Here is a 15,571-nt window from a genome sequence, read left to right as displayed (position 1 = left end):
AGTCGTACGCCGTCTGCAACACCTGGTGGACCGCGGCGAGCGTGAGGTCGGAACGCAGGTCGAGTCGCCGCCAGATCGGCGGGTGCGCGTCGTTGAGGTCGACCCGCACCCGGAAGATCACGGGCTCGTCGCGCTTGGGGTGGCGCAGGTGCGGGTTGCTCGTCCGCTTCGCGAAGACACCGCCCGAGACCACTGACATCTGGTCGGCGAGCGTGCGCAGGTCGCCCAACTCGGCGCCCGAGATCAGAGCGTCGAACTGACGGCGGAGGTCATCGGCGTCACCTGTTGGCACGCCCCGATGGTAGGCGGAGACGTCTACGTGTGACGCGGCCGGTGATGCCGTCGATGTCAGTCGTGGGCGATGAGCTCGTCGGGCCCGAAGTGCTCGACACCGTTGACCGAGCAGCCGGATCTGGCTACGGCGATGAGCGGGGTATCGACCGCCGCGCCCGGCAGCTGAGTCCTGTGCGCGTGGAGTTCACCGAGATCGTGTCGATCAAAGGGAGCATTCTCGAGCCACTTGATCGAGCCGAGCGCGAGGACGCGCTTCGCGACAGGCGCGCGGTCGCCGACGACGAGGTCGATCTCGGGTTTGTTGGTGCGCGTCCAGTAGCCGCCGACGACGCCCGGCACGCCGTTCTCGCCGGTTAGGACGGGTGGCGCGAGACGTTCCAGGGCTTCCCGGATGACCGGCTCGATCGTTCGCCCACGCCACGAGGTCCATGACGCGCGAATGCGCGCGAGGACGCGATCTCCGCGTCCCCGCTCGATCTCGTCGAGGTGCGGGCCGAGGAAGGCGAGCCAGAATCGGAGGTACGGGTCAGCGACGCGGTAGCGCTTGTCCTTCGAGCCGGGCTTGGTCGAGAGCGGCTCGTCGACGGCGACGACGCGCTTGGCCACGAGGGTCGTCAGGGATCGGTTGAGGGAGCCCTGCGGGATGTCCGCCGCGCGACCGATATTGGTGAAGGTGCGCTCTCCACTGCCGATCGCGGTCAGCACCGTGCGTGCCTGTGCGTCGGAGGGGAACTCGGCGGCGAGCGAGCGCTCGCCCGAGACGAGTAGTGCCGAGGTCGGATCGTTGACGGCTTCGCCGAGGTAGTCCATCAGCGGCATGGCTGTGGGCCACTCGTTGCAGATCAGCGGTAGGCCGCCGGTGACGATGTGCGCGTCGAAGGCGTCCGCTGCCGGAAGGTCCAGCAGGTCGCCGACCTCAGACGGGGTGAGGGGCGGGACAACCATTTCCGTCGCGCGCTGGTGGAACGGCCGCCCGTACTCGTTGAGTGCCTCCATCATCCCCAGGTCGGAACCGATGCCGATCACGACGACGCGCTTGCGCGCCAGCTCTCTGTCGAATGCCCGTTGGAGTGTTCCCTCGAAGCTCTCGTCCGACGCGACGAGGTAGGGAATCTCGTCGAGGACGACAACACTGCCGTCCTCGGGGAGGGCGGTCGCCAGCAAGCGCAGTGCGGCATCCCAACCGGCCAGCTCGATGCCACTGAAGAGCTCAGCTCCGGGCAGGTTCGAGGTAGCGACCTCCTGTGCGAACAAGCGCAGCTCGTCCCGTACCGGCCGCCCTGACGCCGCGAAGAACACGTGGGGCACGTCGGCGCGCTCGACGAACTCCTCCACGAGGCGGGACTTGCCGACGCGCCGGCGCCCGCGAATGAGGAGTGCCCTGCCGGGCTTGGAGTCCTTGTCGGCACGAACCTGCCGTAGCAACGCCTCAAGCCGCGCCAACTGCGCTTGACGCCCAACGAACATTACTCACCTCCGAGATACTCGCATCAATGATACTAACATCAATGCGAGGTTTCGGAGTCTGCGGACGGCCCGGCAGCGGGTTCACTCCGACCTTCGGGATGTCTGCCAGGCGTCGTACGTCTCGCCGATGCGCTCGGCCAGGGCCTTGTCGCGGTCGAGGGTGGCGTGCTGGTAGATGGCCATCGCTGCCTGGGAGGCGTGGCCGGCGCGGGCCTGGAGCTCGGCGCCGGTGGCGCCATGCTGGCCGGCGATGGTGAGTGCGGTGTGCCGCAGGTGGTGGATCGTGAGGTCGGGACGCCCCGCCGCCTCGCGGGCCGGGCGGTACCGGTCCATCAGGTAGCGCACGCTCATGTGGTCGGTGCGGTCGCCCGGGAACAGTAGGCCGGTCGGGCCACGCTCGGCGTACTCAATCAGGTGCTCCTGAAGCATCGGGAGGAACGGCGGCGGAACGTGCACCGTGCGTACGCTGCTGGTCGTCTTGGGCGCGCTGATGGCTCGACCACAGTTCGGGCAGGCGCCTCTCGCTCCCGCAATGACGTCCTTGTCGATCTTGCGGGCGACATGGATCCACCCAGACCTGTGGTCGACATCGGAGCGCCGAAGTTCCAGCAGCTCGCCCTGACGTAGGCCGACGAACGCAGCGAGGACGATCAGTAGTTTCAACCGATCGGGCATCTCCTCGATGATCGTCGCGATCTCGTCCAAGGTCGCCGGGACGGCGACCCGCCTCACCGGAGCAGACCCGGCGCCGCGGATCTTCGGTGGCGCCCGGTCGATCAACTCCTCCTCCTCAGCGGCTTGGAGCATCGCTCTCAGCAGGCGGTAGGCCGCGGCGTTGGCGGCTTCAGCGTCCGGGTCGAGCGAGGCTCGCCACTGCTTGATCTCCGTGAGGCTGACGTCGATCAGTGGCATCTCCGCGAAGTAGGGGAGGATGCGCGTGTTGAGGAGCTGCAGGTAGGTCCGGATCGTGTTGGGCCTCAGCCCCCGATCGACCAAGTACCGCTCGGCGAACCCGGCGACGGTGTTGTAGGCGGCCTCGCGGCGGCGTTGCTCCTGAGCGACCTGCCTCGCCTTCGGGGGGATCCACTCCTCACGATCGACCAGCGTCCGCTCGGCGGCGAGCCACGCCTCGGCGTCCATCTTCGTCGTGAAGGTGCGGGAGTGGCGCGATCCGTCGGGCATCGCGTATCGCGCGCGGTAGGTGACGACGCCGGCGGCGCTGCGCCGCCGCTCCACCTCGCCGAACCCTCTTCGCCGTGCCATCTTGCTACCCTAACCCCATAACGCTCTAGTGCGGGACCATTCTGTGGGGGACTGGTGGGGGAAAGAACGTCCTTCAGAGGGCAGGGTTGTCCCCCACAGTCTCGCGCTTCCGCAGGTCAGCGCCCCTAACCCCATGCTTTTGCGGAATTTGCAAGCAGGGGGTTAGGGGTTCGAGTCCCCCAGCTCCACGCATGTCAGAGGCCCACTTTCGCTCGTCGGAGGTGCACGTGCCGCGAGACCCGGCTCAGGCCGGCCCTGACGCGGGGCGTCGTGGTTAACGGAAGCCCTCTTGTTGGGTCTCTTCGGACGCAACGCGGACCCCGTAGCGGTAGGCCAGCTCTCCGCCGAGCCATCCTGAGAGCCCGAGCAGCGCAAGGGCGACGATGCTGATCAGGGTGCCGACGCCGCTGAACTCCTCATATCCCTGGGCGGCGCGCACGAGGAATCCCACCACGAAGAGGACCACGACAAACAGGTTGAGGCTCATGTGCGTGAGGCCGACCTTGAAGGCGCGGGTGCCGCGCGGAATGGTGAGCAGGTCCAGCAGGCCGAAGATGGCGGCCGCCAGGGCGCCGACGACTCCGAGCGCGATCAGCCAGTACGCGCCCTCGGCAAACATCGCCTCCTTGTCGCTGACAGCCGCGGAGGCGAGGTCGAAAACGAGGCTGGCCACCCAGGCGCCGATGGGCACGGTGACCAGGATGGGGTGGAACGGGTGTGCGTAAGGGCCGGCGAGGATGCTTCGGGGCCGTTTCGCTGATTCCATGGGTGAACCGGTGGTCATCGTGACTCCTCGGTGGTGTTGGCGCCCTCGTGCATGCTCGTACGGGTCCCGAGCGGCTTGACGCTGGGCCCGTTGAGGATCTGCCCATCGACATCGAAGCGGGAGCCGTGACAGCGGCAGTCCCAGCTGGTCTCCGCGGAGTTCCAGTGCAATGGACAGCCGAGGTGGGTGCAGGTCAGGTCGACGGTGTGCAGCGCGTCGTCGCGGTCGCGGTAGCCGCCCACGGTCTTGCCGTCGAGGTCGACCACGCCCCCGGTGCCCGGCGCGAGATCCTCTGCGGCGATCGGGTCGCGGTTGAGGCGACCGCCGACGAACTCCTTGCCAACAGTCAGGTTGTCCTTGACCAGTCGCCCCACGGTCTGCGCGTCGCCGACACGGGAGGCGTCGAAGGCCGGCAGCCAGGGGTTGTCCCGGTCGGCGAGCAGGTCGGCCAGGATCATCGCCGCAGCGGTGCCGTTGCTCAGGCCCCACTTCTTGAATCCGGTGGCCACCAGGATCATCGGGCTCGCGGGTGAGCGGCCGATGTAGGGAATCTGGTCTGGAGTGCTGTAGTCCTGTGCCGACCAGCGGTATTCCAGCGAGGCGACGTCGAAGGTGGACCGGGTCCAGTCCTCCAGGTCCTGGTAGAGCGACTCGGTGTCGTCAACGGCGCCGGGTTCGTGCCCGTTGCCGACCACGATCAGTCCGTCGTCCTGCCACGGCCGGGTCGACCTCGTGGGTGCGTCGATCGAGATCGCCATGCTTTCTGGAGGCTTGCCTGCCAGCCGGACGGCCAGAGCGTAGGAGCGCGAGGGCCGGGTCTTGGCGAAGTAGCCCCCGATGAGGCCCATCGGCAGCAAGGTGGCGACCACGGCCTGGTCGGCGTGGACCGAGCCCGTCGCAGTGGTGAGGTTGACGCTGCGGTCGCGCAGCTCATCGACGGCAGTGACTCGCGTGTCCTCATGGATGACTCCGCCGGCGTCGGTCAACGCCCGGGCGAGGCCGGCCAGGTACTTGCCGGGATGGAAGTGGACCTGGTCCTCGAAGCGGACCGCCGCCTCGATGTCGAACGGAAGATCTACCTGCGACGCCATCGAAGCGGGCAGGCCGAGCTTGGCCGCCGCATCGACCTCCGACTCGATCCTGTCCCTCTGGTCGGGATCGCGGGTGTAGACGTAGGACGGGGCCCGGGTCAGCTCGCAGTCGATGTCGAGTTCCTCGGCCAGCGCAACAACCTTTTCGACGCCCGCCTGGTTGGCCTCGGCGTACCGGCCGGCGGTCTCCTCACCGTGGCGGTCGAGCAGGTCGGCGTAGACCAGGCCGTGCTGCGAGGTGACCTTGCCGGTGGTCTTTCCGGTGGTGCCTGCTCCGAGTTGTGCGCCCTCCAAGAGGAGGACGCGGGCGCCGTCACGCTGGGCCAGCAGCGCCGTGGTCAGCCCAACCAGTCCAGCGCCCACGACGGCCACGTCGACTTCGGTGTCGCCGTCGAAGGCGGAGTAGTGCGGCAGCTCAGCGGTTGCCAGCCATAGGCTCCTGCGCTCCATCGGCGGGTCCTCTCACCGTTCACAGGGGCGGTACCCGGAGCATCCTCGGGCAAACGGCGCGCCCATTCGGGCACCAGTGGTGAGGTGCCGAACGTCGGTGCGTCCGCCGTCTTCCGGGCACCCTTGTTCGATGAGACGGGTCTCCAAGCTGCGGATCTGGTCACGGGCCGCCCACGGATTGGCCGCTTTGGTCGTCCTGATCCGCGACGGAATCAATGAAGACCTGCGGATCACGAGGGCGCGCGAAGAACTGGTGCAGCGCCTGGAGTCGCGGTTCACGCTGCGAGGTGCCGTGGTGAGCGGCAGCGGTCCGCTGGAGGTCATCGTGGCGCCGGCACAGTAGCGGGCCATGCTCCGGTTCATCACCACGGCTCGGAAGGAGAGAGTCGGGAAGGTGGTCCTCCGAACTGTGCGGGATGCTCAGTTCTGACAACGTCTCGCAAGCGACGGCGGCGCTCAGGCCTCTTCTGGATCCGGTCCGCGGGCGTCGCGCTCGCCGGCAAGAAGCTCAAGCAGAGCAAGGCCGAGCAGGCCGTGTGGGGCCGTCCCGCTTCTCGCGCTGGGGACTGGTGGGGCAAGCGCGGGCCGGAGCAGCCTCGGAGCGCGACCAAGCACGTGAACTCGGAGCGGGCGGATCCCCGATCGACCGGCGCTCTCGTGCTGGGCTTGCCCGGCGTGGTGTTCGGCTGTGTCATGGACTATGGGTTCCGCTGCGGAGCAGACCGAGGTCCGTCTCGCTGAACTGCTGGCGTCGTTCTCGCTGGTCGTGGACCTGGGGTTGGGCCAGCCGATGGAGCACGTGCTGCGCCAGACGCTGGTTGCTCTGCGCCTGGGTGACGTCGTAGGGCTCTCCGGCGAAGACCGGGCCGCCCTCTACTACATCGCGCTGCTTGCGTGGGTGGGCTGCGGCAGCGACTCTCATGAGCTCGCGACTCATTTCGGCGACGACCTGGAGTGGCGAGCCGCGAGCTACGAGATCGATCCGGTCGGACCCGAGGCGGTCGCGTTCCTGAGCAGGCGGGCAGCCGCCGTACACCCGCCGTTGGCGCCCGCGACCCCGAGGCAGGCCACCGGCAGCAGCACGGTCTTCGAGCACTGCGTCGTGACCCGCCAGTTCGCGGAGCGGGTCGGTCTGGGCGAGGCTGTGGCACGCCCACTCGTGCAGCTGTTCGAGAGGTGGGACGGCCGTGGCCGTCCGGACCGCCTCCACGGTGCGGAGATCTCGATCCTGGCCCGCATCGTCCAGCTGGCCGACATCGTCGTACCCGTCCACCGCATGGGGGGAGTCTCGGCCGCGGTCGACGTGGTGCGCGAGCGGACCGGCAGCCAATGGGATCCCGAACTAGCCGACGCCTTCTGCGCACACGCGACCGACATCCTCGCGGCAGCGGCCGAACCCGACTGCTGGGAGAGCGTGCTGGCCGAGGAGCCCACGCTGAGGTCGCATTTGACGGCCGAAGAGCTGGACGCCGCGCTGGAGGCGATCGGAGACTTCACCGATCTCAAGTCCCCGTTCACGACCGGTCACGCGCGCGGCGTGGCAGGACTCGCGGCCGAGGCGGCCCGTGCGCTCGGTCTGCCTGATGAAGAGACCCAGCTGATCCGGCGCACAGCGCTCGTACAGGATGCCGGACGCATGGGTGTGTCGAACTCGATCCTCGACAAGCCCGGCCCCTTGACCACGGCCGAGACGGAGCGGTTGCAGATGCATGCCTATTACGTCGGACGGATGTTCCGGCAACCGGCGACCTTGGCCCGCATCGGGGCGCTGGCGGCACAGCACCACGAACGCCTCGACGGTTCGGGGTACCCGCATGGGCGGGCCGGAGGTCAGCTGTCCATGGCAGCTCGCGTCCTCGGTGCGGCCGACACCTACCAGGCACTGGTGGAGAACCGCGCGGACCGACCGGCCTACGACGCCGCCACGGCCGCCGGACATCTGCGCTCTGAAGTGAGAGCCGGGGGTCTCGACGCGGACGCCGTCGGCGCGGTGCTGGCCGCAGCCGGCCAGACCTCGGGACGGCGGCGGACCTGGCCATGTGGCTTGACCTCGCGAGAGGTCGAGGTGCTGGCACTCATCGCCAGAGGCCACACCACACGCGCGGTCGCCAACCGGCTGCACGTGGCGGAGAAGACCGTCGGCAACCACGTGGAGCACATCTACGCCAAGATCGGCTCGTCCACCAGGGCCGAGGCCAGCCTGTTCGCCATGAGATACGGGCTGCTCGACAGCGCGTCCGCGTTCGGACAGCAAAGATAGGGAGTTCCCCTCATGACCTCGCGAGGCCAGCCCGCCTAACGTCGGGACAACCTCATGGGAGCTGGAAAGGGGCACTCACGATGACTTCTGCACACGAGGTCGTGCGGGCCATGTGCGACGCCTACGAGCGCGCGGTCAACGCCTCGGATTCCGACGCCTATGGCCGGCTCTTCACTCCGGACGCCATCCGAATCCCACCGGGGTCCGAGTTGGAACGCGGACCGGAGGAGATCGCCAAGGGTGAGCAGGCCAGCTACGACGACTACCAGCTCTCGATCAGGTCGACGCCGATCGACGTGGTCGAACTGGGAGACAGGTGGATCTACGCCCTCGCGGATGTCGAAGGCCAGGCAGTTGTTCGTGCCGACGGTTCGGGCAGCTCCTTCCGGGCGACGAAGGCCTGGCTGTTGCACCAGCTGCCGACGGGGGAGTGGCGGCTGGCACGCCACATGTGGAACACGAGGCCCTGAGGGCCGCTCAGGATCGACGCGTTATGGAGGCAGGGAGATGCCCGCACTCGCAAGCCCGACTATCGACTCCGCGGCCCTTGCCGCCGACTTCATGGGCGAGCTGGTCTCGCCCGACCACCCGTCGTACGACGCCGCTTGCCGCGTGTGGAACGGCGAGATCCAGCGGCAGCCGGCGCTGATCGCGCGCTGTCGCGGCGCCGCGGACGTGATCGCGGCGGTGAGGTTCTGCCGCGACCACCACCTGCCGGCGTCGGTCCGTGGTGGCGGGCACGCCGTGGCCGGCCACGCGCTGGTGGACGCCGGGGTGGTGATCGACCTGTCGGCGATGACCGGCACGCGGGTCGACCCGATGGCCCGGACCATCCAAGCCCAGGGCGGCTGCCTCAACGCCGATGTCGACCGGGCGAGCCAGGTGTTCGGCCTCGCGGCGACGGGCGGCTTCATCAGCCACACCGGCATCGGCGGCCTGACCCTCGGTGGCGGCATCGGTCACCTGATGCGCAGGTTCGGCCTCAGCATCGACGCGCTCCGGTCGGCCGACGTGGTCACCGCCAACGGCGAGCTGGTTGTCGCCAGTGAGGACGAGAACGCCGACCTCTTCTGGGGCCTGCGAGGCGGAGGTGGCAACTTCGGCGTCGTCACCAACTTCACCTTCGAGCTGCAGCCGTTGGGCCCGACCGTCTTCGCGGGCATGATCGCCTGGCCCGCGGACCAGGCTCCCTCCGTGCTCGAGTTCCTTCGCGACTTCATCGCCGACGCACCCGACGAGGTCGGCCTGATGGCCAACCTCCGGCTCGCCCCGCCGCTGCCGGCGTTCCCGGAGCACATCCACGGCAAGCCGATCGTTGCCTTGGTCGCGACCTATGCCGGACCGCCCGAGGAGGGCGAGCGCGTGCTGACCCGGGTCCGCGCGCTCGGCACGCCGGTCGTGGATGTGATGGCACACAAGCCCTACACCGTTCACCAGAAGATGCTTGACGCCGCCGTCCCGCACGGCCGGCACTACTACTGGAAGTCGCACCGGCTCGGCCCGCTCACCGACAACATCATCGACATCATGTGCGACCACCTCGGTCAGATCACCTCGCCCATGTCGTCAGTGCCGATCTTCAGCTTCGGTGGCGCGATGTCACGGGTCCCCGAAGACGCTACGGCGTTCCCCCACCGCGACGCCGCCCACGACATCAACATCGTCGCCTCGTGGCTGCCCGAGCGAGCGACCGACGCCGATCGACACAAGGCCTGGGTGCGCGGGTTCTTCGACGCCCTCGCCCCGCACAGCCGCGGCGTGTACGTGAACTTCACCAGTGACGACGCTGCCCAACGAGTCCGGTCCGCCTACACCGACGCCCAATGGGCGCGACTGATTTCGCTCAAGGCCAAGTACGACCCCAGCAACTTCTTCAACCACAACGCCAACATCCCACCGGCCTGAGCTCGTCCCGCTCTCCAACCGGGTAACGCGAAGGGCAAACGACTGGGGCTCAGCGAGGTCAGCCCTCTTCTGGATCGGGTCCGCAGGCGTCGCGCTCGCCAGCAAGAAGCTCCAGCAGAGCAAGGCCGAGCAGGCCGTCTGGGCCGAAGCGACAGAGAAGCTCCCGAAGAACTGATCCGCCTGCGCCGGAGGTCGAGTCGCGCAGCGACCGGCACCAGACCGTCGGCGACCAGGGCCCTCGGCGCGATTGGTAGCGCACCGGGTTTGCAGGGTGGTTAGGGTTTCGAGTCCCCTAGGCTCCATTCACTGGAACCGCTGGTCAGCCTGCGGTTTCTTGCAACTCGCGCATACTAGGTTGGGCGCAGATCACCGTCGTCCACGACGATCCCAGTGCTGAATGCGACAGATTCGCCAAACAGCCATGCGCGACAGCAAAGTGCGGCACGCTACGCCACATGTCTCTCTCCCCGTTTCCCGGATTCTGGATCGCTCTTTTCACGCTCGGTATCGCGCGAGCAAGCTGGATCAGCAGCACGAATCGGACGCTCGGTCGCGGCGGCGCTGGCTTCCTGTTTGCGTGGTTCCTCCCGTTCTGCGCCAACTACGGGGTCACAGGCCGACTCAATGAGACGCTCGCAGCTGCAGGATCCAGTCACCGCGAATCACCATGGCTGGTGTTCTGGCTCACCGGCTGGCCTTTCATCGGGTCGAAGAAGCGCATCCGCCGCGCCGTCAGCTACCTGAACGACGCGCACCGCGTCCATCAGAGCGCTGCCGTCGCCTGAACCTCGCGGGCCGGCTCCGGTCCAGAGTTGCAGTCGCCGGATCCGATAGGCGGAGACCGCGTCGGCTGTCACGATGAGAGCCATGGATCAGACTCCGCAGCGACTCCGCGTGATGACAATCAATGCCTACGGTCCGGCGAACCCCGACTGGGAGCGCCGGCACCGGCTGCTGGCCGACACGATCCGGGAACTCGATCCTGACGTCCTCGCGCTCCAGGAGGTGCCGCTGGACGTCGACGGCGACCTGGGCCGGATCCTCGGCCGGGACTTCCACCTCGCGCCGTTCTCGCAGGCCGACAATGGCGTCGGTGGGACGATCGCGACCCGCTGGCCGCACCGCCTCATCACCGAGATCGACCTCCGCCTCACCCAGCGGGCGAAAGACACACTGTCCTGGTGCGCGGCGGTGCTCGTCGAGCTGGACACGCCGGTCGGCACGGTCGTCGTGGCACATCACAAGCCGAGCTGGCCGTTCCCGTTCGAGCACGAGCGCGAGCAGCAGGCCGTCGTCGTCGCCCGCGCCCTCGAGGAGCACATCGGGTCCCGAGACCTGCATGCGGTCGTGCTCGGCGACTTCGACGCGACACCGGACTCCGCGAGCATGCAGTTCTGGCGCGGGCGTCGCCCCGTCGACGGGTTCAGTGTCTGCTACCAGGACGCGTGGGAGTACGCGCACCCCGACGACCCCGGCTACACCTTCGAGGTGACCAATCCGCTCGTTCGCGACGGCGAGGTCGCGACCGCGGTCAGTCGCAAGATCGACCACATCCTGGTGCGTAGCGTGCTGCACGGGCCGACGCTGCTGGTGGAGGACTGCGAGCGGGTGCTCGACCGTCCGTCGGGCGGTGTCTGGGCCAGCGACCACTACGGCGTCCTCGCCGACCTCGCCCCGCCGATCAACCCGCCAGGTTTCCGCAGCTCCTGAGTCCGCCTAGCTGGCAGAGGCGAGCGGCCTCGAGAATCCCAGTCCGGTGAGCCGGCGGGCGAGCAGCACGGCCTGGGTGCGGTGCTGCAGCCCCAGCTCGGCCAGGAGGTCGGCGACGTCATCAGCCACCGTCTGCTCAGCGAGGACCAGGCGCTCGGCGATCTGCCGGTTCGTCATGCCACGGCCGATGAGGAAGAGGACGCTGCGCTGCTGGGGAACGAGCTCAGAGATCATCTCCAGGGACCTCTGCTGCATCTCCATCTCCTCGATCGTCCGACGCACGACCGCAGGCTCGATCAGTGAATGCCCACCGGCGACATGGCGAATACCGCTCACCAGTGAGCATCCGTCGATTCCGTTGACGACGTAACCGGACGCACCGGCGAGGACGGCCGAGGAGATCGCCGCCGGGTCGTCGCGACCGGTGAGAACGAGAACCTTGATGCGGGGGTCGGCCGCGCGGATCCGCTGGCAGAGATCGGCGGCGCAGCCGCCGGACAGGTGGTTCCCGAGAACCGCGACGTCCGGGCGAAGGTCCAGGATCTCCGGGAGCGCGTCACCCGGGCTACCCGACTCGCCGACGATCTCCATCGAGTCCTCGGCGTCGACCAGGCTCGCAATGCCGCGCCGAACGACCTCGTGGTCGTCGACGACGTACACCCGAATCCCGGAATATGGGTTCATAGGCACCTATTGTGCACCACCGTGTCTATAGGGACTTTGGAAACGCCGATCGAACGGGTCGTCGTTATCGAACTCCCACCATAATGCGGAGAAATGGCCGACGTCGCTGTGCGGAAATAGCACGCAAGCGGCATCCCGATTTCACTCACCCCGAAATGGGAAACGGGCTGTGGACTCTCAGGAGGCCGAAACCGGCGGATGCGCGTCGCGCGATCCTCGAATAGAGCGCCGTTCGCGCGGGACCAGTGGCGTCATCCCAGGGTGACGGTCGGAGCGACCCAGACGGCCCGCTCCTCATGGCAGACTCGGCGCCGTGAGGTTCGGATGCATGGGGGCGCTGGTGACCTGCGCGGTGTTGCTGGTGGGTTGCACCGAGGACGCCAAGCCGGTCTTCCAGCCGGAGCCGGCCCCCGCGGGCGTCGTCACGGAGTACGACGAGGCGCTCGAGCCGTCCGCCGCCGTACTGTCGCTGGTGCCGGCCGACGCCACCTCGCTGGTCGTCACCGACTTCGAACAGCTGCGCCTGGTGCTCGGGTTGGGCACGCTGGAGAGCGAGACCACACCGCAGGAGCGGGCACGGTTCTGGCGGATGCTGCCACGCACCGCAGCGCTGTCCCAGGGTCTGCTGCGCTCGGTGGATCAGCGGCTGCGGCAACGCTTCGGGTTCGGCCAGGACGACGTCACGTGGGAGGCCAGCTACTCGGGCCCCGTGTCGGGCTGGGTGCTCGCGTTCGACGACGAGGTCCCGATGCGAGCGGTGCAGCGGGCCGTGGGCGCCGGGGTGGGACCCCTGAGTGGAGCGGCGGTGGACACCGAGCGCCGCCTGGTCACCTCCACCACGCCCCCGCCCATCGACGATTCCTGGGGTGTGCTGCCCGAGGTCGCGGCGCTCGTCGGGAACGAGGCGGCGTCGACGTACGTCGAGCGCGGTTGTGTCGACTTCGGCACCGTCTTCGGTGCCGGCACGAAGGACCGGCTCGCCTCCGCCCCTGCCGCTGCCCTGCGCTCGCTGGACCCACTCGAGGCGTTCGCCGTCTCCTTCGGCGGCGAGCTCGCCACCGTCCAGCTGGGCGAGGACCGCGCCGACGCGTTCGACCGGCTCCGGCTGGCCGACGTCATGCCGCCGACCGACCCGGAGTTCGGGCTGGCCATGGGACGTGGGGTGGCGGACCCCTCGACGGGACGCCTGGGCTACACGATCGGCGACCCGGCAGCGGCAGTGGAGCTGACCCTCGCGCGGAAGCTGCCCTTCGCCATCTGCGAGGACTGAGCTACCGCGCTCAGGCTCAGGCCGAACAGTCGTCACATTTCGGGTCGTGGAGGCGCGCCATGGACCGCGTGCTGATGGCGGACCAGGCGACGGACCATTCACCGGACCAAAAGGGTCGGATCGTCTAGTCCGGTCGGTCCGGCCGGATGCACGCTGTGCGGGACCAACCGCTCGGGGTCGTCCTCGGGCTCCCTTCCCCCAGGGAGTGACCTGTCATGCCGCACATCCCAACCGCCCCTGTGTCCCCTCCCGCACGCCGGCCGCATCGGCCCGATCGCCTGTTGCGGCGAGGGACGATCCTCGTCCTCTCGCTGCTGTTGGCGGCGACCGGCCTGGGCGCCGTGGCCGGTCCCGCCACCGCCGCGACGGTGTACGAGATCGAAGGCGCGTGGGTCAACCCTCCGGCGAATGTCGCTCGCGGCAACCCGGTGGTGGCCGAGTGGCGGATCAACGTCAACGACGACCAGCCGGCACCGTCCAACGACCCGGTCGAGAACGTGACCGCGACGTTCCAGGCCGGCAAGGGCGTCTTCGACGAGATCCCGGACATGTGCAAGACAGCGGATGTGACGCCGCCGTCGAGCATCTCCGAGGACGGGATGACGCTGACCTGCAACTTCGGCACGGTCGTGCAGGGCACGGCGATCGTGGTGCAGGTTCCGGTGGTCGCCAACGGCATCACCGGCGAGGAGATGGTCCTCAGCGGCACCAGCCCGAGCGGTGAGACCAAGAACCTGCCGCCGATCCCGATCCGCAACACGTTCGCCATGGACATCCAGTACGGCGGGACCACGGGCGGCTACATCTGGGACGACATTCAGGCGCCGAGTTACGTCGACGTGGACGTCCAGTGGTCGTTGCGCTTGGGCAAGGGCTCCGATCCGGGCCCGAACGAGGTGACCTATCGGCTGAACGTCGCCTCGAACACCGGCGCCCCGGTCCACGTGGGAGAGCACTACGCCACGGATGAGATGGGCTGCACGCCGTTCAACTACGGCCGAGCCGACGGGCATCCGTGGTCCGAGCTGCCCGGCTACCCCGAGAGCCAGCAGACCTCCTTCGTCGACGAGTGCATCCTGACCGAGGTGGCCCCAGGCGTCTTCGACCTCACCCTGCGGGGGATCAACTACGACCTGGCCGACGTGCCGAGTCATGACTCGAGTGCCGCGAACGGTACCGGGAACCCGCTGCCGCCGGACTGGGACTACATCGCCAGCGGTTCGCTGTACTTCCGCGTGACCACGAACCAGGCCGGCTCCATCAGCGTGACCTCCGACGCCCCGACCTACCGGTCGCCGACCGGATTGACGGCGACCGATCTGCCCGACAACAACGCCAGCAACAAGTCCTACACGCTGCCCGGCTACTGGTCCGCCTCATGGTGGCGGCCGTACACGCAGTCCGGCGGCACTCCCTGGGATGACACGTACCGGGTCTCGGCGGGCACCAGGCTGCTGCCGCACGTCAATCATTTCGGCAACCGCATCCCTGGGGCGGAGACCGACCTGTACGGCGAGTGCCTGCCCTTCGACGCGCGGTACGTCCGGTACGTGGAGAAGCCGGACGACTACTTCCCATACGCGCAGATCCGGGGCCTCATCTACGACCCCGAGGAAGGAGAGGTCAGCGGCGCCCCGCTCAACAACCCGCCCGCGATGGAGTACTACATCGGGAACGTCGGCGATCCGGACCAGTTCGACTGTGGCTCGGACCCGGGCAACTGGACGACGACCGAGCCGGACGACCTGTCGACGATCCAGGCCATTCGCGTCGTCTACCCGCGCTCGCTGTACGCCGCCGAGGGCATCGACGGCATCCAGCTCAACGCTCACGTGCGGATCAGGGACGACGTGCCCGTGGGCCAGGACGTATGGATGTTCGGCTCCGTGCTGAGCGGAAACGGCGTCTGGTCTGGCCCCGAGAGCACCTACGTGGTCACGCCGACGGAGAATGCCCGTTACCCGCACACGAACGGGCGGCGCGACATCCTCCGGATCGTCACCGCCCGGCCGTACCTGCAGAAGTCCTCGGCCACCGCCACGGTGACGCCGGGTGTGCCGGCGGAGTTCACGTTGACCTACTCGGCGACCGGCTCGGGGATCATCCCGGCCACGGTGGACGGGTATGTGATCCGTGACGTGCTGCCGTTGGGGATGAGGTACCAGCCGGGGTCGGCGTCGCCGGAGCCGGTGGTGTCGACGGATGGTGCGGGTCGGGAGGTGCTGACCTGGACGTTGAACGGTGTGGCGACGAATGTGCAGCATCCGTTGACCTATCAGGCGGTGGTGGACCCCAGCGTCGCGCCGGGCACCCAGCTGACGAACACCGCTCAGTCGAGCTACGGCGGCCAGGACTCGGCGCCGGTGTCGGAGACGGTGACCACGACCACGAACGGGTACACGATCATCTCC

The 15,571-nt window shown here is 68.2% G+C and carries 15 protein-coding genes; 9 read left to right on the top strand and 6 right to left on the bottom strand.

Features of this window, described 5'->3' with window-relative positions; translation table 11 throughout:
• The 5 genes from E7Z54_RS05415 to E7Z54_RS05395 all read right to left on the bottom strand — a co-directional run.
• Positions 1-292, bottom strand: a 292-nt coding sequence (locus E7Z54_RS05415) for a plasmid pRiA4b ORF-3 family protein (RefSeq protein ID WP_240769530.1), incomplete at its 3' end; no start/stop codon positions are given.
• Positions 293-348: 56 nt separating this feature from the next.
• Positions 349-1,761, bottom strand: a complete 1,413-nt coding sequence (locus E7Z54_RS05410) for an ATP-binding protein (protein WP_136431987.1) — start codon at positions 1,759-1,761, stop codon at positions 349-351.
• A gap of 81 nt (positions 1,762-1,842) precedes the next feature.
• On the bottom strand, positions 1,843-3,024 hold the full coding sequence (locus E7Z54_RS05405; RefSeq protein WP_136431986.1) for a tyrosine-type recombinase/integrase: 1,182 nt from the start codon (positions 3,022-3,024) through the stop codon (positions 1,843-1,845).
• Positions 3,025-3,298: 274 nt separating this feature from the next.
• Positions 3,299-3,808 (bottom strand): DUF2231 domain-containing protein, encoded by a 510-nt coding sequence (locus tag E7Z54_RS05400; protein WP_206056025.1) that lies wholly within the window; start codon positions 3,806-3,808, stop codon positions 3,299-3,301.
• On the bottom strand, positions 3,805-5,331 hold the full coding sequence (locus E7Z54_RS05395; RefSeq protein WP_136431985.1) for an FAD-dependent oxidoreductase: 1,527 nt from the start codon (positions 5,329-5,331) through the stop codon (positions 3,805-3,807). The genes E7Z54_RS05400 and E7Z54_RS05395 overlap by 4 nt, the downstream gene beginning before the upstream one ends.
• Positions 5,332-5,461: 130 nt before the next feature.
• On the opposite strand from E7Z54_RS05395, the gene E7Z54_RS05390 reads away from it, so the two are divergent.
• The 7 genes from E7Z54_RS05390 (at position 5,462) to E7Z54_RS05365 (ending at position 11,206) form a co-directional block, all read left to right on the top strand.
• Positions 5,462-5,674 carry a hypothetical protein gene (locus E7Z54_RS05390; RefSeq protein WP_136431984.1) on the top strand — a complete coding sequence of 71 codons (213 nt, stop codon included), beginning with the start codon at positions 5,462-5,464 and terminating at the stop codon, positions 5,672-5,674.
• A 357-nt stretch (positions 5,675-6,031) separates the two neighbouring features.
• Positions 6,032-7,591, top strand: a complete 1,560-nt coding sequence (locus tag E7Z54_RS05385; RefSeq protein ID WP_136431983.1) for an HD domain-containing phosphohydrolase — start codon at positions 6,032-6,034, stop codon at positions 7,589-7,591.
• A gap of 80 nt (positions 7,592-7,671) precedes the next feature.
• Positions 7,672-8,061, top strand: coding sequence for a YybH family protein (locus E7Z54_RS05380; RefSeq protein WP_136431982.1), 390 nt, complete (start codon positions 7,672-7,674; stop codon positions 8,059-8,061).
• Between the two features lie 37 nt (positions 8,062-8,098).
• The gene (locus E7Z54_RS05375) at positions 8,099-9,496 is read left to right on the top strand and encodes an FAD-binding oxidoreductase (RefSeq protein ID WP_136431981.1); all 1,398 of its coding nucleotides are present in this window, start codon (positions 8,099-8,101) and stop codon (positions 9,494-9,496) included.
• A 73-nt stretch (positions 9,497-9,569) separates the two neighbouring features.
• Positions 9,570-9,671: a DLW-39 family protein gene (locus tag E7Z54_RS24340; RefSeq protein ID WP_378527742.1), complete on the top strand. Its 102-nt coding sequence runs from the start codon at positions 9,570-9,572 to the stop codon at positions 9,669-9,671.
• A gap of 280 nt (positions 9,672-9,951) precedes the next feature.
• Entirely contained in the window at positions 9,952-10,281 is a 330-nt protein-coding gene (locus tag E7Z54_RS05370) for a hypothetical protein (RefSeq protein ID WP_136431980.1), read from the top strand.
• Between the two features lie 82 nt (positions 10,282-10,363).
• The gene (locus E7Z54_RS05365; RefSeq protein ID WP_168798176.1) at positions 10,364-11,206 is read left to right on the top strand and encodes an endonuclease/exonuclease/phosphatase family protein; all 843 of its coding nucleotides are present in this window, start codon (positions 10,364-10,366) and stop codon (positions 11,204-11,206) included.
• A 6-nt stretch (positions 11,207-11,212) separates the two neighbouring features.
• Here the strand turns inward: E7Z54_RS05365 and E7Z54_RS05360 are convergent, their stop codons facing one another.
• Positions 11,213-11,890 carry a response regulator gene (locus tag E7Z54_RS05360; RefSeq protein ID WP_136431978.1) on the bottom strand — a complete coding sequence of 226 codons (678 nt, stop codon included), beginning with the start codon at positions 11,888-11,890 and terminating at the stop codon, positions 11,213-11,215.
• Between the two features lie 313 nt (positions 11,891-12,203).
• Between E7Z54_RS05360 and E7Z54_RS05355 the strand changes: the two genes are divergently transcribed.
• Complete coding sequence (locus E7Z54_RS05355; protein ID WP_136431977.1) at positions 12,204-13,160, top strand: hypothetical protein; 957 nt, start codon at positions 12,204-12,206, stop codon at positions 13,158-13,160.
• Positions 13,161-13,441: 281 nt separating this feature from the next.
• Positions 13,442-15,571, top strand: a 2,130-nt coding sequence (locus E7Z54_RS05350) for a DUF11 domain-containing protein (RefSeq protein ID WP_168798175.1), incomplete at its 3' end; no start/stop codon positions are given.

The organism is Nocardioides sp., from assembly GCF_004803405.1.
Taxonomy (GTDB): Bacteria; Actinomycetota; Actinomycetes; order Propionibacteriales; family Nocardioidaceae; genus Nocardioides; species Nocardioides vastitatis.
The sequence above is the reverse complement of the archived record's forward strand: the minus strand, read 5'-3'. Positions and strand labels throughout refer to the sequence as shown.

What these genes read in the sequence shown, in the direction of transcription:
- E7Z54_RS05375 (WP_136431981.1), top strand. Translation starts at nt 8,099, where the DNA reads ATGCCCGCACTCGCAAGCCCGACTATCGACTCCGCGGCCCTTGCCGCC.
- E7Z54_RS05360 (WP_136431978.1), bottom strand. Translation starts at nt 11,890, where the DNA reads ATGAACCCATATTCCGGGATTCGGGTGTACGTCGTCGACGACCACGAG.
- E7Z54_RS05380 (WP_136431982.1), top strand. Translation starts at nt 7,672, where the DNA reads ATGACTTCTGCACACGAGGTCGTGCGGGCCATGTGCGACGCCTACGAG.
- E7Z54_RS05400 (WP_206056025.1), bottom strand. Translation starts at nt 3,808, where the DNA reads ATGACCACCGGTTCACCCATGGAATCAGCGAAACGGCCCCGAAGCATC.
- E7Z54_RS05405 (WP_136431986.1), bottom strand. Translation starts at nt 3,024, where the DNA reads ATGGCACGGCGAAGAGGGTTCGGCGAGGTGGAGCGGCGGCGCAGCGCC.
- E7Z54_RS05365 (WP_168798176.1), top strand. Translation starts at nt 10,364, where the DNA reads ATGGATCAGACTCCGCAGCGACTCCGCGTGATGACAATCAATGCCTAC.
- E7Z54_RS05390 (WP_136431984.1), top strand. Translation starts at nt 5,462, where the DNA reads ATGAGACGGGTCTCCAAGCTGCGGATCTGGTCACGGGCCGCCCACGGA.
- E7Z54_RS05410 (WP_136431987.1), bottom strand. Translation starts at nt 1,761, where the DNA reads ATGTTCGTTGGGCGTCAAGCGCAGTTGGCGCGGCTTGAGGCGTTGCTA.
- E7Z54_RS05385 (WP_136431983.1), top strand. Translation starts at nt 6,032, where the DNA reads ATGGGTTCCGCTGCGGAGCAGACCGAGGTCCGTCTCGCTGAACTGCTG.
- E7Z54_RS05370 (WP_136431980.1), top strand. Translation starts at nt 9,952, where the DNA reads ATGTCTCTCTCCCCGTTTCCCGGATTCTGGATCGCTCTTTTCACGCTC.
- E7Z54_RS05395 (WP_136431985.1), bottom strand. Translation starts at nt 5,331, where the DNA reads ATGGAGCGCAGGAGCCTATGGCTGGCAACCGCTGAGCTGCCGCACTAC.